Raw genomic sequence first — 20,357 nt, 5'->3', positions numbered from 1 at the left:
CTTCAGCAGTCCGCCTCCTCGTCCCTGACCGAAAGGCACTTCTGTGTCCTCATCCGCCGCCTCCCGCATCACCGCGGTCGACACCTATGACATCCGTTTCCCCACCTCGCGTGAGCTCGACGGCTCCGACGCGATGAACCCCGACCCCGACTACTCGGCCGCGTACGTCGTGCTGCGCACAGGCAGCGACGACACGGCCGGTGGCCTGGAGGGGCACGGGTTCACCTTCACCATCGGGCGGGGCAACGACGTCCAGGTCGCCGCGATCGAGGCGCTGCGCCCGCACATACTGGGCCGGCCGGTGGACGAACTGTGCGCGGATCCCGGCGCGTTGAGCCGGGACCTGATCGGGGACAGCCAACTGCGGTGGCTCGGGCCCGAGAAGGGCGTGATGCACATGGCGATCGGCGCCGTCGTCAACGCCGTCTGGGACCTCGCCGCCAAGCGCGCCGAGAAGCCGCTCTGGCAGCTGCTCGCCGACGCCACGCCCGAATGGCTCGTGTCCCAGGTGGACTTCCGCTACATCGCGGACGTCCTCACCCCCGAGGACGCCCTCCGCCTGCTGAGCGAGGGCCGGGAGGGCGCGGCCGAACGCGTCGCGCTGCTGAAGGAGCGCGGCTTCCCCGGCTACACCACCTCGCCCGGCTGGCTCGGCTACTCCGACGAGAAGCTCACCCGGCTGGCCCGCCAGGCCGTCGCCGACGGCTTCACCCAGATCAAGCTGAAGGTCGGCGCGGACCTCGCGGACGACGTACGCCGCTGCCGGGTGGCCCGATCCGTCGTCGGCCCCGACATCCGCGTCGCCATCGACGCCAACCAGCGCTGGAACGTCGACGAGGCCATCGAGTGGACCAAGGCGCTCGCCGAGTTCGACCCGTACTGGATCGAGGAGCCCACCAGCCCCGACGACGTCCTCGGCCACGCCACGATCCGCAAGGCGATCGCCCCGGTCAAGGTCGCCACCGGCGAGCACGTACAGAACCGGATCATCTTCAAGCAGCTGCTCCAGGCGGGCGCCATCGACGTCCTGCAGATCGACGCGGCCCGTGTCGGCGGCGTCAACGAGAACCTCGCGATCCTGCTCCTCGCGGCCAAGTTCGGCGTGCCGGTCTGCCCGCATGCCGGCGGTGTCGGCCTGTGCGAACTGGTCCAGCACCTCTCGATGTTCGACTACGTGGCACTGTCCGGCACGACCGAGGACCGCGTGATCGAGTACGTGGACCATCTGCACGCCCACTTCCTCGACCCGGTGGTGATCAGAGAGGGTCACTACATGGCACCCACCTCACCGGGCTTCTCGGCGACCATGCGGCCGGAGTCCATCGCGGAGTTCACCTTCCCCGGCGGCACCTTCTGGGCCGCCGACCTCGACCGGCAGAAGGAGCAGGCGGCATGAGCGACTTCGAGGGCCTCAAGGCCCTGGTGACGGGCGGCGCCTCCGGCATAGGCCGGGCCACCGCGGAACTCCTCGCCTCCCGCGGCGCCCAGGTCGCCGTCCTCGATCTGGATCCCAGCAGCGTCGACAAGCCCCTGCTCGGCTATCAGGCGGACGTCACCGACGACGAGTCCGTACGCCGGGCCGTCGCCGCCGCGGTCGCCGACCTGGGCGGTCTCGACGTGCTGATCAACAACGCGGGCATCGGCGCCCAGGGCACCGTCGAGGACAACGACGACGAGGACTGGCACCGCGTGCTGGACGTCAACGTCGTCGGCATGGTCCGCACCGCCCGGGCGGCCCTGCCGCAGCTGCGGAAGTCCTCGCACGCGGCCATCGTGAACACCTGCTCCATCGCGGCCACCGCGGGCCTCCCGCTGCGCGCCCTGTACTCCGCGTCCAAGGGCGCCGTCCTGTCGCTGACCCTCGCCATGGCCGCCGACCACGTCCGCGAGGGCATCCGCGTCAACTGCGTGAACCCCGGCACCGTCGACACCCCCTGGGTCGGCCGCCTCCTGGACGCCGCGACGGACCCGGCCGCCGAGCGGGCCGCCCTGGAAGCCCGCCAGCCCACCGGCCGCCTCGTCACCGCGTCCGAAGTCGCGGGCGCCGTAGCCTACTTGGCGAGCCCGCTGTCCGGCGCCACCACCGGCACCGCGCTCGCCGTGGACGGCGGTATGCAGGGGCTGCGACTGCGTCCGGCGGGCCAGTGAGCGGGTCGGTGAGCGAGCCGGTGAACACGCTCGGCCGCAGCGGTGTCGAGATCACCGCCCTCGCTCTCGGCGCCGCCGGCATCGGCAACCTCTTCACAGAGGTCCCCGACGAGCAGGCGTACGAGACCGTGGGCGCCGCCTGGGACGCGGGCGTCCGGTACTTCGACACCGCGCCCCACTACGGCATCGGCCTCTCCGAACGCCGCCTGGGCGCGGCCCTGAGCGGGCACCCCCGGTCTGAGTACACCATCTCGACCAAGGTGGGCCGCCGTCTGGAGCCCAGCGACGCGGGCGGCGACGACCTCGCCAACGACCTCGCCAACGGCTTCGCCGTGCCCGCCACCCACCGCCGCGTATGGGACTTCAGCGCGGACGGCGTACGCCGCAGCCTGGAGGCCAGCCTGGAACGGCTCGGCCTCGACCGGGTGGACGTCGTCTACCTCCACGACCCGGACGACCACGCCGAACAGGCCTTCCGGGAGGGCTATCCGGCGCTGGAGAAGCTCCGTGCGGAAGGCGTGGTGGGCGCGATCGGCGCGGGCATGAACCAGGCCGAGATGCTCACCCGCTTCGCCCGCGACACCGACGTCGACGTGGTGCTGTGCGCCGGGCGCTACACCCTCCTCGACCAGAGCGCGCTGACCGAACTGCTCCCGACCGCGCAGGAGCGCGGGACCTCGGTGTTGATCGGCGGCGCCTTCAACTCCGGTCTGCTGGCGGACCCGAAGCCGGGCGCGACGTACAACTACGCGGCCGCACCAGCCGAGTTGCTGGACCGCGCCCTCGCTCTGAGCGCCATGGCCGACCGGCACGGCACTACCCTGCGCGCCGCCGCCCTGGCCTTCTGCGTCGCCCATCCGGCCGTTGTGAGCGTGCTCGTGGGTGCCAAGTCGCCGCACGAGGTCCGTGACTGCGCCGAGCAGTTCGCGATGCCCGTGCCCGCGGCCTTCTGGCAGGAGGTGCGGGACGCGGACCTCCTGCCCGCCGACGCCCCCGTGCCCGGCGAGAACGCGTCGAAGCCGAAGGAGCCGTCATGAAGGAGCCGTCATGAGAGTGGCCCTGCACACCAAGGTCCGCGCCGACCGCGTCGCCGAGTACGACGCCGCCCACCGAGAGGTTCCCGAGAAGCTCACGGACGCGATCCGCGCCGCCGGAGCCTCCTCCTGGACGATCTGGCGCAGCGGAACCGACCTCTTCCACGTCCTGGAGTGCGAGGACTACCCGCGACTCCTCGCCGAACTGGAGCAACTGCCCGTCAACGTCGCCTGGCAGGCCCGGATGGCGCAGCTCCTCGACGTGGTGCACGACTACTCGGCCGAGGGCTCCGGGGCGGAGCTGCCGGTCGTATGGGAGCTGCCATGACCGTACACACGGGCGCCATCGACGCCCACCACCACGTCTGGGACCTCTCCGTACGGGACCAGGACTGGATCGCGGGACCCGAACTGGCGCCCCTCAGAAGGAACTTCACCGTCGAGGACCTGGAACCGGAGGCGCGTGCCGTCGGAGTCACCCGGACCGTCCTCGTGCAGACGGTCACGGTGGCGGAGGAGACCCCGGAGTTCCTGGCCCTCGCGGAGGCGCACGACCTGATCGGCGGAGTCGTCGGCTGGACCGACCTCACCAGCCCCGATGTGGCCGACGAACTGGCCCGCTTGAGAGAACTGCCGGGGGGCCGGTACCTGAAGGGCATCCGCCATCAGGTCCAGGGCGAACCCGACCCCGAGTGGCTGTTGCGCCCGGATGTTCAGCGAGGGCTGGGCGCGGTGGCGGCGGCCGGGCTCGTGTACGACCTGGTGGTACTTCCCCACCAGCTTCCGGCCTGTGCCGGGGCGGCCGCCGCACTGCCCGGTCTCACCTTCGTCCTCGACCACCTGGGGAAGCCGCCCATCGCCTCGGGCGAACTGGAGCCGTGGGCCTCCGACATCAAGGCGCTCGCCGCCCTGCCGAACACGGTGTGCAAGCTGTCGGGGATGGTGACGGAGACGGACCTGACGCAGCAGAGGTCGGCGCAGGCGCGGCGGCGGGAGCTGAAGCCCTACGCGGACACCGTGCTGGACGCCTTCGGGCCCGGGCGCCTCATGTTCGGCTCCGACTGGCCGGTCTGCACGCTGGCGACGACGTACGGCGGAGTCTCGTTCATGGCCGACGGTCTCACGCTGGACCTGGGCAGTGACGAGCGCGCGCAGGTCTTCGAGGGCACCGCCGAGCGCGTCTACCGCCTCTGAGACACCACGTCCAGCCGCGTCGGAGGCAGGAACTCCCTCACGTACGTCCGTTCCCAGCAGGCGCCCGTCTCCCGCAGTTCCCGCCAGGTCGTGTACCGGTAGCGGAAGAGGCGGGCCCGGACGTACCTGGGCGGTGCGTCCGGCGGGAACGGGGAGCTGCGCAGGAGACGCAGCGTGTCCCGGTCGTTCTCGAGGAGCCGTTCCACCAGGACGCCGAACCACGTTCCGGCGTAGGCGGGGGAGAGCGCGGCGAACCACATCATCCAGTCGAGCCGCAGGTGGTACGGGGCGAACTGGCGCGGCCAGCGCCTGGGATCGCCGGGCTTGCCCCTGAACTCGTACTCCCGCCAGTCGGAGTCCTCGTGGGGTGCGGCGTCGGCCGTGCCCTCGACCACCACCTCGTATCGGATGCGGCTGACGCTGCCGAACGCCCCGTAGGTGTTCACCAGGTGGAGGGGGTCGAAGGAGCGGTTCATGATCTGGCGGCGGGAGATCATGTTGCGGACCGGGTGGTAGCTCAGCGTCACGAGCAGCGCGGCGACCGCGAGGACCACGACCTCGTACCAGAGCGGGGCGCCGGGGACGTCCGGGGCCGTGCCCGGGAGCTCCAGTGCCGAGAGGGCCAGCACGATCGTGATCCAGTTCAGCCAGGAGAAGTTGCCGGACAGGATCAGCCACAGCTGGGTGAGGATCATCAGGGCCGCGGCGGCCGTGGCGACGGGCTGAGGGGCGAACAGCAGGACGGGCACGACGAGTTGGGTGAAGTGGTTGGCGGCCACCTCGACCCGGTGCAGCGGCTTCGGCAGATGGTGGAAGAACCAGCTCAGCGGGCCCGGCATCGGCTGGGTCTCGTGGTGGTGGTCGAGACAGGTCAGCTTGCGCCAGCACGCGTCTCCGCGCATCTTGATCAGCCCCGCGCCGAACTCGACGCGGAACAGGATCCAGCGCAGCAGGAAGAGCACCACGACCGGCGGCGCGACCTCGTCGTTGCCCAGGAAGACCGCGAGGAAGCCCGTCTCCAGGAGCAGGGACTCCCAGCCGAACGAGTACCAGGTCTGGCCGACGTTCACGATCGACAGATACATGACCCAGGGCACCAGCCAGAGCAGCATGCCGCCCCAGAGCGGCAGCAGACCGTCCAGCCCGGCGACGAGCGCCACCGACACCGCGCAGCCGGTCCACGCCCAGGCCGCGAAGAAGCGGTCGGAGCAGTGGAGATGGAACACGCTCGGCGCCTGCCGGAACGGCACCCGCGCCACGAACCGGGACACCGGCAGCATCCCGCGCTCGCCGACCAGCGCACGGAACTGCAGCGCCGCGCCCAGGAACGCGACGAGATAGATCACGGCCAGAGCCTTCTGGAGGACCAGCCGGCTCATCCAGTACTCGGGGGCTGTGAACCACTCCACGGAGCCCGCTCCCTTCCCTTCCATTGTGACGCTGTGTGACTTGCTCCGGCTTGCGGGGTTCCCGGAACCGACGCAGACAATGGTGGACATATTGCCCGGGCCGGACCGGGACGGACGGGAGAACGTGGTGCGTATACCCACCAGAACCCTCGTCACGGCCTGCGCGCTCTCCGCGGCGCTCCTCACAGGGGGCTGCGGCGGCGACGGGGACAAGGCGTCCGACTCCGCCACCTCCGGCGGGGAGGTCTTCCTCCAGCCGGTCGCGGACCAGGGCCCGGACCCCTTCACCGACTCCACGGCCACCACGACCGCGACCCCGCCGCCCGTCACCCGTACGCCCCAGTCCACGCCCACCGGAAACGCCACGGCCACGGCGGAGGGTGTGCGGTCCGTCTCCGGCGGCACGCCGGGCCTCTACGGAGGAACCCGGCGCGTCGGCAGCTGTGACGTCGACCGGCAGATCCGCTTCCTCACCGCCGACCAGGTCAAGGCGCGCGCCTTCGCAGGGGCCGCCGGCATCGCCCAGGCAGGCATCCCCGACCATCTGCGCGGGCTGACCTCGGTCGTGCTGCGCGCCGACACCAGGGTCACGAACCACGGCTTCCGCGACGGGCGCGCGACCGAGTACCAGGCCGTCCTCCAGACGGGCACCGCCGTCCTCGTCGACAACCGGGGCGTACCGCGTGTGCGCTGCGCCTGCGGGAACCCCCTCAAGCCCCCGGTCGCCCTCCAGGGAACCCCCGGGCACAACGGCCGCCCGTGGTCCGGCTACCAGCCCACCAAGGTCATCGTGGTCACCCCGGCCCCGCAGGTGATCGTCAACATCACGATCATCAACATCCAGAACAACACCTGGATCGAGCGGCGGATCGGCGACCACCACGGCGACGAGGACCGCATCGTGCCCGCGCCCGTCGTCGACCCGCACAGGCCGCGCCCGGACGGACCTTCGCGGTCGCCGGACGAGTCGCCGTCCGATCGGCCGTCGCCCGACGGGTCGTCGTCGGAGAGTTCCCCGGAAAGCGCCGACGAGTCCGCGAGCGACTGCGTGACACCGACCGTGACCATCACCCCCGGCACCACCGAGGGCACTCCGACGGACGACTCCACGGACACCACGTCCCCGGACCCCTCGGACTGCCCCACGGTCACCGAGACGGCCACCCCGGACCCCTCCGACGACCTGGTGTCACCCCCGGACGACACGGACACGGGCACGCCGCCCGACACGGACGTCCCCGACTAGGCCGGGCCGTGCGCAACCTGCCGTCCGTCCGTCCGCCGAGCGGTCCCCGGGGTCGTCCCACGGGTCGAAGAATCACCCAAATCCTGGCAAGGTGGGCCCATGGTTGATCGGGGAGCGAGCGCCCTGTCACTCCCGGACGACTGGCCCGCCCACCCGGACCCGATCCTGGCGCTCAACCGCATGGGCAGCTTCGACTGGGACCTGGACACCGGAACCTTTCAGATGGATGCCCTGGCCCACGAGATCTTCGACGTGCGCCCCGACGAGTTCGACGGCCGCCCCGAGTCGCTGAGCCCCCGGGTGCCGCCGACCGAGGGCCGCCGCCTCGACGCCCACGTCTCCCAGGCCATCAAGGACGGCAGCGAGAACTACGGGGCGTACTTCCGGGTCCGCCGCCGGGACGGCACCCTGCGCTGGACCCACACCCAGGGCTACATCCGGCGCGACGAGACCGGCCGTCCGCGCCGCATCATCGGCATCGTCCGCGACGCCACGGAGGAACTCGGCGAGGCCGAGGCCCGCCGCGAGCAGGCCGCCCAGGACAAGGCCCGCCGCCGGCAGACGAACGTCGTGCAGATCACCACCGCGGCCCTCGCGCACGCCCACACCGTCCAGGACGTCATCGACGTCCTCAAGGACACCCACGGAGTCACCCACCTGGGTGCGAAGAGCCTTGTCATGGGTCTGGTCGAGGCCGGCCGCATCCGGCTGGTGGCCGAGGGCCCCGAGGGCAGCTTCGTACCGGGCACCCTGGTCACCCGTATCGACGAGCAGTACCCGATGAGCGAGGCCGTGCGCACGCTCGCCCCGCGCTTCATCGAGTCGCCGGAGGAGTTCGCCGACTCGTACCCGCTGCTCTGGCCGCACATCACAGGGCTGGAGATCACCTCGGCCGCCTATCTGCCGCTCATCGCCCAGGCCAGACCCATCGGCGCCATCGGACTGCTCTACAACGACCGGCACGGCTTCTCGTCGGAGGACCGCAACGTCCTGGTCGCGCTCGGCAGCAGCATCGCGCAGAGCCTCCAGCGGGCCATGTTCTACGAGCAGGAGAAGGACCTCGCCCAGGGCCTCCAGCAGGCCATGCTGCCGCGCTCCATCCCCAGCGTCCCCGGCGCCGACATCGCGGTCCGCTACCGCTCCGGCTCCCTCGGCCGGGACATCGGCGGCGACTGGTACGACGTGATCCCGCTGCCCGGCGGCCGCGTCGGAGCCGTCATCGGCGACGTCCAGGGCCACGACACGCACGCGGCCGCCGTCATGGGCCAGCTGCGCATCGTCCTGCGCGCCTACGCGGCCGAGGGCCACACCCCCGCCACCGTCATGGCCCGCGCCTCCGTCTTCCTGCACGAACTCGACACCGAGCGCTTCGCCACCTGCCTGTACGCGGAGGCCGACCTGTCCACCGGTGTGATGCAGGTCGTCCGGGCGGGACACATCGATCCGCTTGTCCGTGACACCGACGGCAGCTGCCGCAGACTGCCCGTCGAAGGAGGCCTCCCCCTCGGCCTCTCCGCCCTGTTCGGGCGCCTCGAATACCCGGTCAACACCCTCGAACTCGACCCCGGCCAGACCCTCCTGCTGTGCACCGACGGCCTCGTCGAACAGCCCGGGATCGACCTCGACGACGGTATGCAGACCCTGCGCGCGCTCATCTCCACCGGCCCCGACGACGTACGCGACCTCGCGGACCGGCTCATCGACGTGGCCGAGGAACGCGCCGGTGAGGACGACGTGGCGCTGCTCCTGATGCGACGCCTCGGCCTCGACGCACAGCGCCCCGGAGGCCGGCTCCAGCAGCACGTCGGGCCCGGCGACCCCGAGGCGCTCGCCGAGTCGCGGCACATGATCCGGGCGGCCGTACGTGCCTGGGGCGCGGGTGAGAGGGCCGACGAGATCGAGCTGGTCGCGGACGAGCTGATCACCAACGCGCTGATGCACACGGAGGGCTCCGCCATCGTTACGTTGCGTGTCCTCGCCGGGCTCGACCGGCGGCTCCGTGTGGAGGTCGAGGACGCGTCCAGCGCGTTGCCCCGGCGGCGGGAGGCGGGGGAGTCCGGGGTCTCCGGGAGGGGGCTGCTGCTGGTGGACCGGCTCGCGGATGTGTGGGGGGTGGAGGCTCGGGGTGGTGGCAAGTGCGTGTGGTGCGAGTTCTCGGTGCCCGAACGGAAGTGATCGGGGGCTTATGGGTGCGTTGTGACGTGCGGGTGCGTTGGGGCTGATCGCGCAGTTCCCCGCGCCCCTGACGGGGCGCTGGTGGCACCCTGGATTTATGCCGGAGCTGCCTGAGGTCGAAGCCCTGAAGGACTTTCTGGGTGATCATCTGGTCGGTCACGAGATCGTGAGGGTGTTGCCCGTCGCGATCAGTGTGCTGAAGACGTACGAGCCGCCGCTGAGCGCCCTCGAAGGGCGCGAGGTCGTGGCCGTGCACCGGCACGGGAAGTTTCTGGACCTGGAGACGGACGGCGGGCCGCGCTTCGTGACGCATCTGGCACGGGCGGGGTGGCTGCACTGGAAGGACCGGCTTCCGGACGGGCCACCGCGGCCAGGCAAGGGCCCGCTGGCGATGCGCGTCGCCCTGGAGACCGGCGAGGGCTTCGACCTCACCGAGGCGGGCACCCAGAAGCGGCTGGCCGTGTACGTCGTACGGGATCCGGGTGAGGTCCCGGGTGTCGCCCGGCTCGGCCCGGACCCACTGGCCGACGACTTCGACGAGACCCGTTTCGCGAAGCTCCTGCACGGCGAGCGGCGGCAGCTGAAGGGTGCCCTGCGCGACCAGAGCCTGATCGCGGGGGTGGGCAACGCCTACAGCGACGAGATCCTGCACGCCGCGAAGATGTCGCCCTTCAAGCTCGCCTCGACCCTCACGCCGGAGGAGACGGAGCGGCTGTACGAGGCCCTGCGGACGACCCTGGCCGACGCCGTCGAGCGCTCCCACGGACTGGCCGCGGGCCGGCTGAAGGCCGAGAAGAAGAGCGGACTGCGGGTCCACGGCCGCACCGGAGAGCCCTGCCCGGTCTGTGGCGACACCATCCGCGAGGTCTCCTTCAGCGACTCGTCCCTCCAGTACTGCCCGACCTGCCAGACGGGCGGCAAACCCCTCGCGGACCGCAGGATGTCGAAGTTCCTGAAGTAGCCCACGGCGGGGCCGTGACCGGCCGTCAGGCACCCGCGCAGGAGCCTTCAGGACCCGCGTAGGGGCCCGTCAGGCGCCCGCGCCTCAGGGGGCCTTGAGCGTCACCAGGGCCTTTCCGTCCGGGTTGCGCACCTCGTAGCGGACGACCTCGCCGGGATGCATGGCCGCCGCGCCCTGCATGGGCTCGGACGGCTTGCCCTCGGCGGTCTCGCCGGTCTTCTCGGGCACGGTCCAGCTGAGTACGACCTGCTCCGAGTCGTCGCGGCCGATGGCGACGAGCTGGCAGCGCAGGAGACTCGGCGCGTTCTTGACCTTCAGGTCCACTTCGCTGCCCCAGGCGCGGTTCAGGGTGGTGACCTCGGCCCATACGCCCGACGACGGGTCGGTCGCCGCGACCGTCTGCCCGCCGGAGGACTCGTCCCCGGTGAAGACCGCCACCGCGGGACCGCCCACGGCGATGGCCACGGCCGCGGCGACCGCGTACAGCCACCGCCTGCGTCCGCTGCGGCGTGTCGACGCGACATCGTCCAGGAGCCGGTCCAGCAGGGCCGGCCCGGCCTGCGTCATGGGATGCACCGCACGTGGCGTCGCCTGGGCGTATGCCCGCAACGACCGTGTGGTGGCTGCCAGTTCATGTATCTGAACCGCACACTGGGGACACTCCGTGAGGTGGTCCTCGAAGCGGAAGGCATCCGCCTCGTCCAGCACGCCGAGCGCATATGCGCCGACGTCGCGGTGGCGTTCCAGCGACCTCATACCAAATCCTCGGTGCCGATGGGGTGTGTGTGCGGGGAGTAGTTGCTTGCCCACCGGTACGCAGGAGACCGCCGAATCACTCAAGTCCCGTAGGAAACGAACCGAGAGATTCGGAGCGGACGGGCCCGCGGATTGGTCGAGGTTCAGAAAAAAACTGGTCAGGGTAGATGGAGGGGAGGTCTGTCGGAAAATCGCTCAGAAAAGATGGATCGCCAGGTGCCCCAGAGGCAGCCCCAGCTGCCAGGCGGGTGTCCAGACCTTCGGGCCGTCGTCCTCCCCGATCACCGGACCGCCGCCCGGCACCGCGTCCAGATCGGGCGCGAGCAGCTCGGTCTCCTCCAGCCAGCGCCAGGCCGCCGTCGCCAGGTCCAGGTCCGGCGCCGGACCACCCGCGTCGATCGCCTCGGCCGCGAGTCCCGCCATGCGCTCGCGCACCCAGTCCTGCCACGGCTGGTCGTACGCCGTCAGCGACAGCCACGTCTCCAGCTGCGAGACGACCCGGATGCCGGAGAGCTCGCCGCTCGTGTCCGACAGGAAGATGGTGAGCGCCAGGGCGTCGCGCCCGGCGCGGAACTCGAAGGACGTCGGCGGCATCAGGTCGCCCGTCCGCAGCAGTTCGTCGGCGATGTACTCGGCGTACAACCACGCCATGGGGACGGTGAGTTCACCACCGCCCGCGCCGTCCGTGCTCTCTTGACCTCTGTGCAGCATCCCTTCCTGCCTTCCTCCGGTGCGTGCGCGTCGCCCGACCCCGGGCCCCATTCCGGAACACGGATGAGGACAGCTGATTGCTCAACCATGGTCCTCGGCAAGGCGCTTTACGGAGGTTTGACTCGGCCTTCGGTTTCACCGCAGGTCGGCCGCGTATCCCGGAAGAACCCGGCGCAGGGCGCGCAGCGCGTAGTACGCGCGAGATTTCACGGTACCGGGCGGAATCCCCAGGGCCTCGGCGGCCTCTGCCACACTCGCCCCCCGGAAATACACCTGCACCAGGACTTCACGGTGCTCCGGAGTGAGTGTCTTCACAGCCTCTCGCACATCGAGGGTCGCCACCGAGCGTTCCGCGTGATCGGCCGCGACCCGCGCGCTCTCCAGTACGGCGTCCCCGACCTCGGCGGGCCGCGCCTGACGGGCCCGCCGCGCGTCTATGGCCAGCCGCCGGCCCACCGTCAGCAGCCAGGGCCGTACTGACTCGAAGTCGTCGGCGCGCAGCGCCTCGGGATGCTGCCAGGCGCGTACGAACGTCTCCTGCACCAGATCCTCGGCACGCTGGCGGTCTCCGTCGGAGAGCCTCAGCATCAGGGCGAAGAGCGGTGCGCCGTGCTCCCGCTGCAATTCGGCCAGCTCGTGCTCGGCGGTCGTCCTGCTGGTCATGGTCGTGGCGGCCGTCATGGCCGTATGCCAGCGCAGGGCGCCCCGCCGGGACAGGCCACGGACACGGCTCGTCGGCAGACGGTCGAACCCGTCGACGAACGGTACGACGAACGGTCAACCGGGACGGAAGGCTCCGCCTCCGCATCTCGGTTCGCCCCAATGGCCCCGTCCTGGAACCTCGTTCGGGGTAGTGACGGTGGCGCCTTCTCGACTCGCGTCCGCACTCTTATCCGGATACATATCGGTTCGTACTTACATACGACCGCATTGAGCGGTATTGAGCCGCATTGGAACGAGGCCGAGAATGGCGAGGACAGCACGCACCCGACAGGCGACAACGGTCCTCGCGGTCCTGTGCGGCGCCGCCGTTGTCGCGAGCTGTCAAGGGCAGGACGGGCCGAAACGCCGGGGGAGCCCGGTCGCGGGCGGGGCGTCGGCGCAGGGCTTCACACTCGTCGCCTCCGGTGACGTCCTCCCGCACAGCTCGATCATCGACAGGGCGAGGGCCGACGCGGGCGGGTACGGCTACGACTTCCGCCCCATGCTGTCGGGGGTCAAACCCGTCGTGGCCCGCGCCGACCTGGCGATCTGTCACATGGAGACGGTGTACGGAGCGGACGGCGACTACACCGGCTACCCCACCTTCAAATCCCCGCCGCAGGTGGCCGAGGGCCTCGCCGCGACCGGCTACGACGCCTGCTCGACCGCCTCCAACCACACCCTGGACGACGGCGCCGCCGGTATCCACCGCACCCTCGACGCGCTCGACCGGGCCGGGGTGCGGCACGCCGGGTCCGCCCGCAGCGCCGCCGAGGCGAGCGCGCCCACGATCATGCAGACGGGCACCGCCAAGGTCGCCCACCTCGCGTACACGTACGGCACGAACGGCTTCCCGCTCCCGGCCGGCGCACACTGGGCCGTCAACCTCATCGACCCCGGCCGGATCGTCACGGACGCCCGGGCCGCCCGGGAGGCGGGCGCCGACGTCGTGGTCGTGTCCCTGCACTGGGGCTCCGAATGGCAGGACGAGCCCGATGCCCAGCAGCTGGAACTGAGCAAGCGGCTGACCGGGGCCCGCACGGACGGCCGTCCGGACATCGACCTGATCCTCGGCACCCACGCCCACGTCCCCCAGGCGTACGAGAAGGTCAACGGAACCTGGGTGATCTACGGGATGGGCGACCAGATCGCCGGCAGGATGACCAACCACGGTGGCGCCCAGGATCCCCGCGGCAACGAGAGCACGATCGGCCGCTTCACCTTCGCCCCGCCGGAGAAGTCCGGCGACCGCTGGCGGGTCGAGAAGGCCGAATTCGTACCCCAGTGGTTCGACGTCGACTCGGGCCGCGTGGTCGACCTCAACAGCGCGATCGGCCAAGGAGCCGACGTGACCGCTGTGCGCGACCGGATCCGCCGCGTCGTCCTCAGCCGGGGCGCGGCCGCCGACGGCCTCGTCATGGGGAAGCCGTCGAAGTAGGTGAAGTAGGTGAAGCAGCGGGGCGCGTTGAAGCGCCTCGCGGGCGTGCGCGCCTGGGGAGCGCGTTCCGTACCCCCGGCGCCCGCACCGACGGCACCGCTCGCCCCGTCCGGCGTTCTACGGCACCACCGTCACCGGCCACCGCCCCGCCTTCACCAGGCGGATCGCGACGGAACCGACGATCCGGTGGCCCGCCTGCTCGGAGGCGCCCACCACGACGGCGTCCGCCTTCAGCTGGTCCGCCGCCGAGACGAGTCCGTTGTACGGGTCGCCGCGGAAGGTGTGGAACTCCCAGCGCACATCGAATATGCCCTTGACCTGCTCGGTCGCGTCCCGGATCTCCCGGACCAGCTCCTCGGCGATCTGGTCGGTCGTCTCGGCGACCGGAACCCCGAGCGCGGCACCGGCCGCCATCACCGGCTGGATGTACACCAGAGCGAGCAGCGCCCGCTGGCGCCGGGCCAGCCCCGCGGCGTAGGCGGCGGCCCGCAGGGACGAGTCGGAGCCGTCCACGCCGACCACGATGACCTTGGGCCCGTCGGTTCCCCGTTCGAACTGGTGGGGGTGCTGTTCCGTCACGGCGCAGAGGCTATCGGAACCGGCTGCTCCCGTAGCCGTCCGGGATCGCGCATGGCCGCGCTCGACAGGCGGCCCGGCCCCGCTCTTCCTACAGTCGAGAGCATGAGTGCCGGCGTCCGGGCGGAAGCCCCGAGGGACCCGAAGGACACGACAGGGCCGATACGCCCGTCACGGGACGGTCTCCTCAGCAAGGTGCCCGAGGGATTCGCGGTCTTCTTCGCCGCCCTCGGCCTGCTCTGTCTGGTGCTGGCGTTCATCCCGCCGCTGCGCCGACTGCTGCGCCCGGTCGTCCACGTGCTGAACCTGGTCGTGGTCCCGGTCAGCGCGAACCTCGCGTACGCCGTGTTCCTGTTCCTCCTCGCCGCCGCCATCGCGGCCCGCAAGAAGATCGCCTGGTGGCTGGTCGTCGTCTATCTCGGACTGTTGGTCCTCGTCGACGTGCTGGGCACCGCGATGGGCCAGTACGCCGACTCCGTCCCCTCGCTCGTGGTCTGCGCCCTGGCCCTGGGCCTGCTGATCGTGGCCCGCCGGGAGTTCTACGCGGACTCGCGCAGGGCCGCGGTGCGCCGGGCCCTCGGCGTGCTGCTCGCCGGTCTGGCCGTCGCGATCCTCGTCGGCTGGGGGCTCGTCGAGCTCTTCCCCGGTACGCTGCCGCGCGGCCAGCGGCTGCTGTGGGCCGCCGACCGGGTCTGCGGCGGGCTGATCTCGGGCGGTGCCTTCGACGGGCGGCCACCCCGCCCGCTGTTCTTCTTCCTCGGCCTGTTCGGAGCGCTCGCCCTGCTGAACGCGGCCGCCACCCTCTTCCGCTCCCAGCGCATGGAGGCGGCCCTGCACGGCGACGAGGAGCGTCGCATCCGCGCCCTGCTGAAGGCGTACGGGGCGGACGACTCGCTCGGCTACTTCGCCACCCGACGCGACAAGGCCGTCGTCTTCTCGCCCAGCGGCAAGGCCGCCGTCACCTACCGCGTCGAGGCCGGGGTGTGCCTGGCCAGCGGAGACCCCGTCGGCGACCGCGAGGCCTGGCAGCACGCCATCGGCGCCTGGCTCGACGTGGCCCGCCGCTACGCCTGGGCCCCCGCCGTGATGGGCGCCTCCGAGGAGGGCGCGAAGGCGTACGCGCGCTCCGGGCTCGGCGCTCTGCAGCTCGGCGACGAGGCGATCCTGCACGTCGCCGGCTTCGACCTCGACGGCCGCGACATGCGGGTGGCCCGACAGGCGGTGGGGCGCGTCCGCCGCACCGGCGCCACCTGCCGCGTACGCAGACACTCCACCCTCACCGACGAGGAGATGGAGGAGATCGTCGGCAGGGCGGACGCCTGGCGGGACACCGAGACCGAGCGCGGCTTCTCCATGGCCCTGGACCGGCTCGGCGACCCCGAGGACGGCGACTGCCTCCTCGTCGAGGCCCTCGACTCCGACGGCAAGCTGCTGGCGCTGCTGTCCCTCGTGCCCTGGGGCCGCGACGGCGTCTCGCTCGACCTGATGCGCCGGGACCGCGCCGCACCCAACGGCGTCATGGAGTTCATGGTCGCCGAGCTGTGCGCGGTCGCCGGAAAGCTCGGTGTGCGCAGGATCTCGCTCAACTTCGCCGTGTTCCGCTCGGTCTTCGAGGAGGGCGCCCGCATCGGCGCCGGACCGGTCCTCAGACTCTGGCGCCGCCTGCTGCTGTTCTTCTCCAAGTGGTGGCAGCTGGAGGCCCTCTACCGGTCCAACGCCAAGTACCACCCCGAGTGGTATCCGCGCTTCATCTGCTACGGAGACACCGCGGCCCTCGCCCGGATCGGACTGGCCTCCGGCATCGCGGAGGGCTTCGTCTCCGTACCGTCGCTGCGCACGCTCCGGGGCAGGGGGCACGCGAAGGGCGGGCCGAAACCGGCGAGCACCGAGGGCCTGCCGTCGCTGTCGGCGCTCGGCCTCGACGGAGGGGACGGGGCCGAGGCCGCCGATCCGACCGCGGGACTGCCCGAACAGGTCCGCATCCGGCACCGCAAACTCGACCGGCTCCGCGAGGACGGCATCGACGCCTACCCGGTGGGCATCCCGCCCCGCACCCACACCCTCGCCGAGGTCCGCGAGGGGCAGCACGTGACGGTCACGGGCCGCGTCATGCTCGTACGCGACTTCGGAGGCATCCTCTTCGCCGTCCTGCGCGACTGGTCCGGCGACTTCCAGCTCGCCCTCACCCGGAAGGACGCCGGTCCTGCCCTCGACCGGTTCCGCGAGGACGTCGACATCGGCGACCACGTCACCGTCACCGGCCTCACCGGTGTCAGCGACAAGGGGCAGCCCACGGTCTTCGTGACCTCCTGGCAGCTCATCGGCAAGTGTCTGCGCCCCCTGCCGGACAAGCGGCGCGGCCTCGCCGACCCGGAGGCCAAGGTGCGCCGCCGCTACCTCGACCTGGTCGCGAGCCCGGACGCCCGGGACGTCGTACGCGCCAGGTCCACCGCCGTCCAGGCCCTGCGCCAGGGCCTTCTGGAGCGCGGCTATCTGGAGGTCGAGACGCCGATGCTCCAGCAGATCCACGGCGGCGCCAACGCCCGGCCCTTCCACACCCACATCAACGCCTACGACCTCGACCTCTATCTGCGGATCGCCCCCGAGCTGTATCTGAAGCGGCTGTGCGTCGGCGGCATGGAGAAGGTCTTCGAGATGGGCCGCACCTTCCGTAACGAGGGCGTCTCCTACAAGCACAACCCCGAGTTCACGATGCTGGAGGCCTACCAGGCCTTCGCCGACTACGACGTGATGCTCGACCTCACCCGCGAACTGATCCAGGGCGCGGCCACCGCGGCCTTCGGTTCGCCGATCGCCCGCAAGGACGGCACCGAGTACGACATCTCCGGGCTCTGGCCCGTCAGGACGGTCTACGGGGCGATCTCCGAGGCGCTGGGGGAGGAGATCGACGCCGACACGGGCCTGGAGTCCCTGCACCGGCTGTGCGACCGGGCGGGCGTCCCGTACACCGCCGAGCACGGCCGCGGCGATGTCGTCCTGGAGATGTACGAGCGGCTGGTCGAGGAGAAGACCCAGCTGCCGACCTTCTACAAGGACTTCCCGACCGACGTCTCCCCGCTCACCCGGCAGCACCGCGTGGACCCGCGGCTCGCCGAGCGCTGGGACCTCGTCGCGTTCGGCACCGAGCTGGGGACCGCCTACTCCGAGTTGACCGACCCCGTCGAGCAGCGCCGGCGGCTCACCGCGCAGTCGCTGCTCGCCGCCGGGGGAGACCCCGAGGCCATGGAGCTGGACGAGGACTTCCTCGACGCCCTGGAGTACGCCATGCCGCCCACCGGAGGGCTCGGCATCGGGGTCGACCGGCTCGTCATGTTTCTCACCGGGCTCACCATCCGAGAGACGCTGCCTTTCCCGCTCGTACGCCGCCGCTGAACCGTTCCCGGCCCCGGGAGATGCTCTCAACGGGTGCTTTCGTGCGTCCGCACCGGTGGACATGTGCTGCGCCGCACGTCGGCCGGGCGACTGATTACTCATGAATAAGGATCAGTTCCTCTCGCGGCGCCGGGCGTTGCTCGCCGGTGCCGCCGTGCTGGGAGCGGCGGGCGCGGCCGGCACCGTACAGGTGCTCACCGCCGACCCGGGCTCCCCGGTCCGGTCCTCCGCCGCTCCCGCCGCCGGCGCCCAGGCGAAGCGCGCGGCCCTGAGACCCTCCGCCTACCGTCTTCAGCCCATCGCCGGATACGGGCCGGTCCGCGGCACGGCCGCGCGGACCCTCGTACGGAACGAGCCGTTCCTGCGTATGTCGGGGCGCGGCAAGACCATGGTCCTGACCTTCGACGACGGGCCCGACCCCCGCTACACCCCGCAGGTCCTGCGCACGCTCAAGGCCCACAAGGTGCGCGCCATGTTCTTCGTGTGCGGGGAGATGGCCGCCGGACACAAGGACCTGCTGCGCCGGATGGCCGACGAGGGACACGTGGTGGGCAACCACACCTGGTCCCACCCCCTGCTGACCCGGCTGACCCGGGCCGAGATCCGCTCCCAGATGGAGCGCACCTGCGATGTCATCGAGGAGGGAACCGGGGAGCGGCCCGGCTGGTTCCGCGCGCCGTACGGGGCCTGGAACCGGGCCGCCTTCCAGATCGGCGCCGAACTCGGCATGGAGCCGCTCGCCTGGAGCGTCGACACCCTCGACTGGACCTCGCCGGGCGCCGACGCGATCGAGAGCCGGGTCGTCAAGGGCGCGGCCCCGGGCGTCGTGGTCCTCGGGCACGACGCGGGCGGGGACCGTACGCAGAGTGTGACGGCGCTGCGCGACTATCTGCCCCGGCTCCTGGACTCGGGATATCGCATCATCGTGCCCCGACGGCAGTCCGTATAGACGTCGGCAGTCCGTATAGGCGTCGGCACATAGATGTCGGCAGTCCACATAGAGCCGCGGAGTTCCACGGAACCGAAAGGGTTCCGTGGAACTCCGCGAGATTTATCGGGATTTCGCCCGTCCGGCCGGGGAACGCTCAGCGAACCTCGATCAGGCGGGCGAACACGACGACGTTCCCGTCGTAGCCGTTCTGCTTGGAGAAACCGCCCCCGCACGTGATGACACGCAATTCGGGGGTTCCGGTGTTCCCGTAGACACGGTCTCCGGGGAAGTTGTTCTTCTCGAAGACCTCGATGCCGTAGATCTCGAACACGGCGGTCTTTCCGTCCTTGCGCAGGACCTCCACGAGATGTCCCTTTTTCAGGGCCCCGAGTCCGTAGAAGACGGCGGGGCCCTGCCGGTTGTCGACGTGGCCGACCATGACGGCCGTGCCCTTCTCGCCGGGCGAGACCGCGCCCGAGAACCAGCCCGCGAGGTTCGGGTCCTCCGGCGGCGGCGCGTCCACCCAGCCCTCCATGTCGAGGCCCACGGGTGTGGCGGGGGCGTCGACCCGGATGGCCGGGATGCTGATGCGGTCGGCCACGGAGAACGGCAGGGGGTCCGGAGCACCGCCTGTGCGGGTCGTGTCGCCGGTGACGTGGTTGTCCGCGGCGGCGGCCGTCGCGGGTTGCGGGGGCCCGACGTCGAACTCTCCCGAACCATTCCGAATGAGAGCGAGGCCGGTCAGCAGGACAAGCGCTATCACGCCCCAAGGAGCGCGCTTCTTGGGGCGCTCCTCCTCTTCCGCCAGCTCGGACACGAACATTCGCAATCCCCTCTCGACGTGGCCGTCGCCACGTCCGTCGCGCATACGAGAACGCTAAGCGCAGCGCGCGCACAGGGCGACGGGAGCAGCGCGAACGGGTGGCGGAGCCGGCTGCCGTGAGCCATCCGAGTTGCCATCGCCAGGAAATTTCTGACGGTCCGTGACCTGCGGCAATATCCGATTGTGTTCCCTTCTGTCGGCGTGTCCTCTCACCGGTACGGAGCATTCTCGAAATGCGGCCCTGTGCACGGCAACTGAGGGTCTGTCTGGGAGGCGTTTTCTCGCCGATCGACTCGGGGACGGGTTCCCGGGGCGCCTTCCGCGGAGGATCACATGCGTACCACTCGTGCCCTGGCGGTCTCTGCGGCGGCGTTCGCCGCCGTCGGACTTGCCGCTCCCACGGCCGCGGCCTGGGACAACCCGAGCAACATCACCGTCACGCCCAGCGTCATCGCCCGGGGAGGCCAGCTGTCGGTCAGCGTGGACGGCTGCCCGAACGGCGGCTCCATGACGTCGACGGCGTTCCCACAGGCCAGACTCTCGTCGACCGGTGGCAACAACGAGACCGCGAAGGGGACCGCCACCATCAACAGCTCGGCCAACCCGGGCTCGTACGACATCACGGTCCACTGCAGCGGGAAGACCCTCACGAAGCCGCAGGCCTTCACCGTCATCGGTGGTGTCCGAGGCGGTCTCGGCGGCAGCAGCTCCACCGGTGCCACACCGACCGACATCGCGATCGGCGGCGGCCTCGTGGGCCTCGCCCTCATCGGCGGCGGGGTGTTCTGGATGCGCCGCCGCTCCGAGAACAAGATCTGAGCCCGGACAGCCCTTCGCCCCGGACCCTCAAGGGTTTCCGG

Annotated in this window: 18 protein-coding genes; 12 read left to right on the top strand and 6 right to left on the bottom strand. The window is 70.9% G+C overall.

Features of this window, described 5'->3' with window-relative positions:
• The first annotated feature begins 43 nt into the window (after positions 1 to 43).
• The 5 genes from ACIBEI_RS02420 to ACIBEI_RS02400 are packed head-to-tail and all read left to right on the top strand — an operon-like array spanning position 44 to position 4,376.
• Positions 44 to 1,396 (top strand): L-fuconate dehydratase, encoded by a 1,353-nt coding sequence (locus ACIBEI_RS02420; protein ID WP_398884224.1) that lies wholly within the window; start codon positions 44 to 46, stop codon positions 1,394 to 1,396.
• The gene (locus ACIBEI_RS02415; protein WP_398884222.1) at positions 1,393 to 2,148 is read left to right on the top strand and encodes an SDR family NAD(P)-dependent oxidoreductase; all 756 of its coding nucleotides are present in this window, start codon (positions 1,393 to 1,395) and stop codon (positions 2,146 to 2,148) included. Before ACIBEI_RS02420 ends, ACIBEI_RS02415 begins: the two co-directional genes overlap by 4 nt.
• Before the next feature lie 20 nt (positions 2,149 to 2,168).
• Positions 2,169 to 3,185 carry an aldo/keto reductase gene (locus tag ACIBEI_RS02410; RefSeq protein WP_398885074.1) on the top strand — a complete coding sequence of 339 codons (1,017 nt, stop codon included), beginning with the start codon at positions 2,169 to 2,171 and terminating at the stop codon, positions 3,183 to 3,185.
• Between the two features lie 10 nt (positions 3,186 to 3,195).
• Positions 3,196 to 3,510, top strand: a complete 315-nt coding sequence (locus tag ACIBEI_RS02405; protein WP_398884220.1) for an L-rhamnose mutarotase — start codon at positions 3,196 to 3,198, stop codon at positions 3,508 to 3,510.
• A complete protein-coding gene (locus ACIBEI_RS02400) occupies positions 3,507 to 4,376 on the top strand; it encodes an amidohydrolase family protein (protein ID WP_398884218.1) in 870 nt (289 codons plus the stop codon). Before ACIBEI_RS02405 ends, ACIBEI_RS02400 begins: the two co-directional genes overlap by 4 nt.
• On the opposite strand, the gene ACIBEI_RS02395 is transcribed toward ACIBEI_RS02400, so the two are convergent.
• Positions 4,364 to 5,785, bottom strand: a complete 1,422-nt coding sequence (locus ACIBEI_RS02395; protein ID WP_398884216.1) for a lipase maturation factor family protein — start codon at positions 5,783 to 5,785, stop codon at positions 4,364 to 4,366. The genes ACIBEI_RS02400 and ACIBEI_RS02395 overlap by 13 nt on opposite strands.
• Before the next feature lie 127 nt (positions 5,786 to 5,912).
• On the opposite strand from ACIBEI_RS02395, the gene ACIBEI_RS02390 reads away from it, so the two are divergent.
• The 3 genes from ACIBEI_RS02390 (at position 5,913) to ACIBEI_RS02380 (ending at position 10,167) form a co-directional block, all read left to right on the top strand.
• Complete coding sequence (locus ACIBEI_RS02390) at positions 5,913 to 7,031, top strand: DUF6777 domain-containing protein (protein ID WP_398884214.1); 1,119 nt, start codon at positions 5,913 to 5,915, stop codon at positions 7,029 to 7,031.
• A 99-nt stretch (positions 7,032 to 7,130) separates the two neighbouring features.
• Positions 7,131 to 9,206, top strand: coding sequence for a SpoIIE family protein phosphatase (locus ACIBEI_RS02385; protein WP_398884212.1), 2,076 nt, complete (start codon positions 7,131 to 7,133; stop codon positions 9,204 to 9,206).
• Between the two features lie 97 nt (positions 9,207 to 9,303).
• Entirely contained in the window at positions 9,304 to 10,167 is an 864-nt protein-coding gene (locus tag ACIBEI_RS02380; RefSeq protein ID WP_398884210.1) for an Fpg/Nei family DNA glycosylase, read from the top strand.
• Positions 10,168 to 10,251: 84 nt separating this feature from the next.
• Here the strand turns inward: ACIBEI_RS02380 and ACIBEI_RS02375 are convergent, their stop codons facing one another.
• The 3 genes from ACIBEI_RS02375 to ACIBEI_RS02365 form a co-directional block, all read right to left on the bottom strand.
• On the bottom strand, positions 10,252 to 10,923 hold the full coding sequence (locus ACIBEI_RS02375; protein WP_398884208.1) for an anti-sigma factor family protein: 672 nt from the start codon (positions 10,921 to 10,923) through the stop codon (positions 10,252 to 10,254).
• A 195-nt stretch (positions 10,924 to 11,118) separates the two neighbouring features.
• Complete coding sequence (locus tag ACIBEI_RS02370) at positions 11,119 to 11,634, bottom strand: hypothetical protein (RefSeq protein WP_055617218.1); 516 nt, start codon at positions 11,632 to 11,634, stop codon at positions 11,119 to 11,121.
• 135 nt (positions 11,635 to 11,769) lie between these two features.
• Positions 11,770 to 12,315, bottom strand: a complete 546-nt coding sequence (locus tag ACIBEI_RS02365) for a sigma-70 family RNA polymerase sigma factor (RefSeq protein WP_055617217.1) — start codon at positions 12,313 to 12,315, stop codon at positions 11,770 to 11,772.
• 286 nt (positions 12,316 to 12,601) lie between these two features.
• Between ACIBEI_RS02365 and ACIBEI_RS02360 the strand changes: the two genes are divergently transcribed.
• Positions 12,602 to 13,774, top strand: coding sequence for a CapA family protein (locus ACIBEI_RS02360; protein ID WP_398884205.1), 1,173 nt, complete (start codon positions 12,602 to 12,604; stop codon positions 13,772 to 13,774).
• 117 nt (positions 13,775 to 13,891) lie between these two features.
• Here the strand turns inward: ACIBEI_RS02360 and ACIBEI_RS02355 are convergent, their stop codons facing one another.
• A complete protein-coding gene (locus ACIBEI_RS02355) occupies positions 13,892 to 14,353 on the bottom strand; it encodes a universal stress protein (RefSeq protein WP_200394483.1) in 462 nt (153 codons plus the stop codon).
• A gap of 102 nt (positions 14,354 to 14,455) precedes the next feature.
• Here ACIBEI_RS02355 and lysX point away from each other — a divergent pair, with 102 nt between their 5' ends.
• Both lysX and ACIBEI_RS02345 read left to right on the top strand, forming a co-directional pair.
• Positions 14,456 to 17,743: a bifunctional lysylphosphatidylglycerol synthetase/lysine--tRNA ligase LysX gene (lysX, locus tag ACIBEI_RS02350; protein ID WP_398884202.1), complete on the top strand. Its 3,288-nt coding sequence runs from the start codon at positions 14,456 to 14,458 to the stop codon at positions 17,741 to 17,743.
• Positions 17,744 to 17,843: 100 nt separating this feature from the next.
• Complete coding sequence (locus ACIBEI_RS02345) at positions 17,844 to 18,692, top strand: polysaccharide deacetylase family protein (protein ID WP_398884200.1); 849 nt, start codon at positions 17,844 to 17,846, stop codon at positions 18,690 to 18,692.
• A gap of 136 nt (positions 18,693 to 18,828) precedes the next feature.
• Here ACIBEI_RS02345 and ACIBEI_RS02340 read toward each other — a convergent pair whose 3' ends face one another.
• Entirely contained in the window at positions 18,829 to 19,497 is a 669-nt protein-coding gene (locus ACIBEI_RS02340; RefSeq protein WP_398885073.1) for a class F sortase, read from the bottom strand.
• Positions 19,498 to 19,830: 333 nt separating this feature from the next.
• Between ACIBEI_RS02340 and ACIBEI_RS02335 the strand changes: the two genes are divergently transcribed.
• Complete coding sequence (locus ACIBEI_RS02335; RefSeq protein ID WP_398884198.1) at positions 19,831 to 20,316, top strand: hypothetical protein; 486 nt, start codon at positions 19,831 to 19,833, stop codon at positions 20,314 to 20,316.
• Positions 20,317 to 20,357 lie beyond the last annotated feature (41 nt).

Source organism: Streptomyces sp. NPDC050988 (assembly GCF_044456225.1).
Lineage (GTDB): Bacteria > Actinomycetota > Actinomycetes > Streptomycetales > Streptomycetaceae > Streptomyces.
Note: the sequence above shows the minus strand (reverse complement) of the source record. Positions and strands in the feature narration are given on the sequence as shown.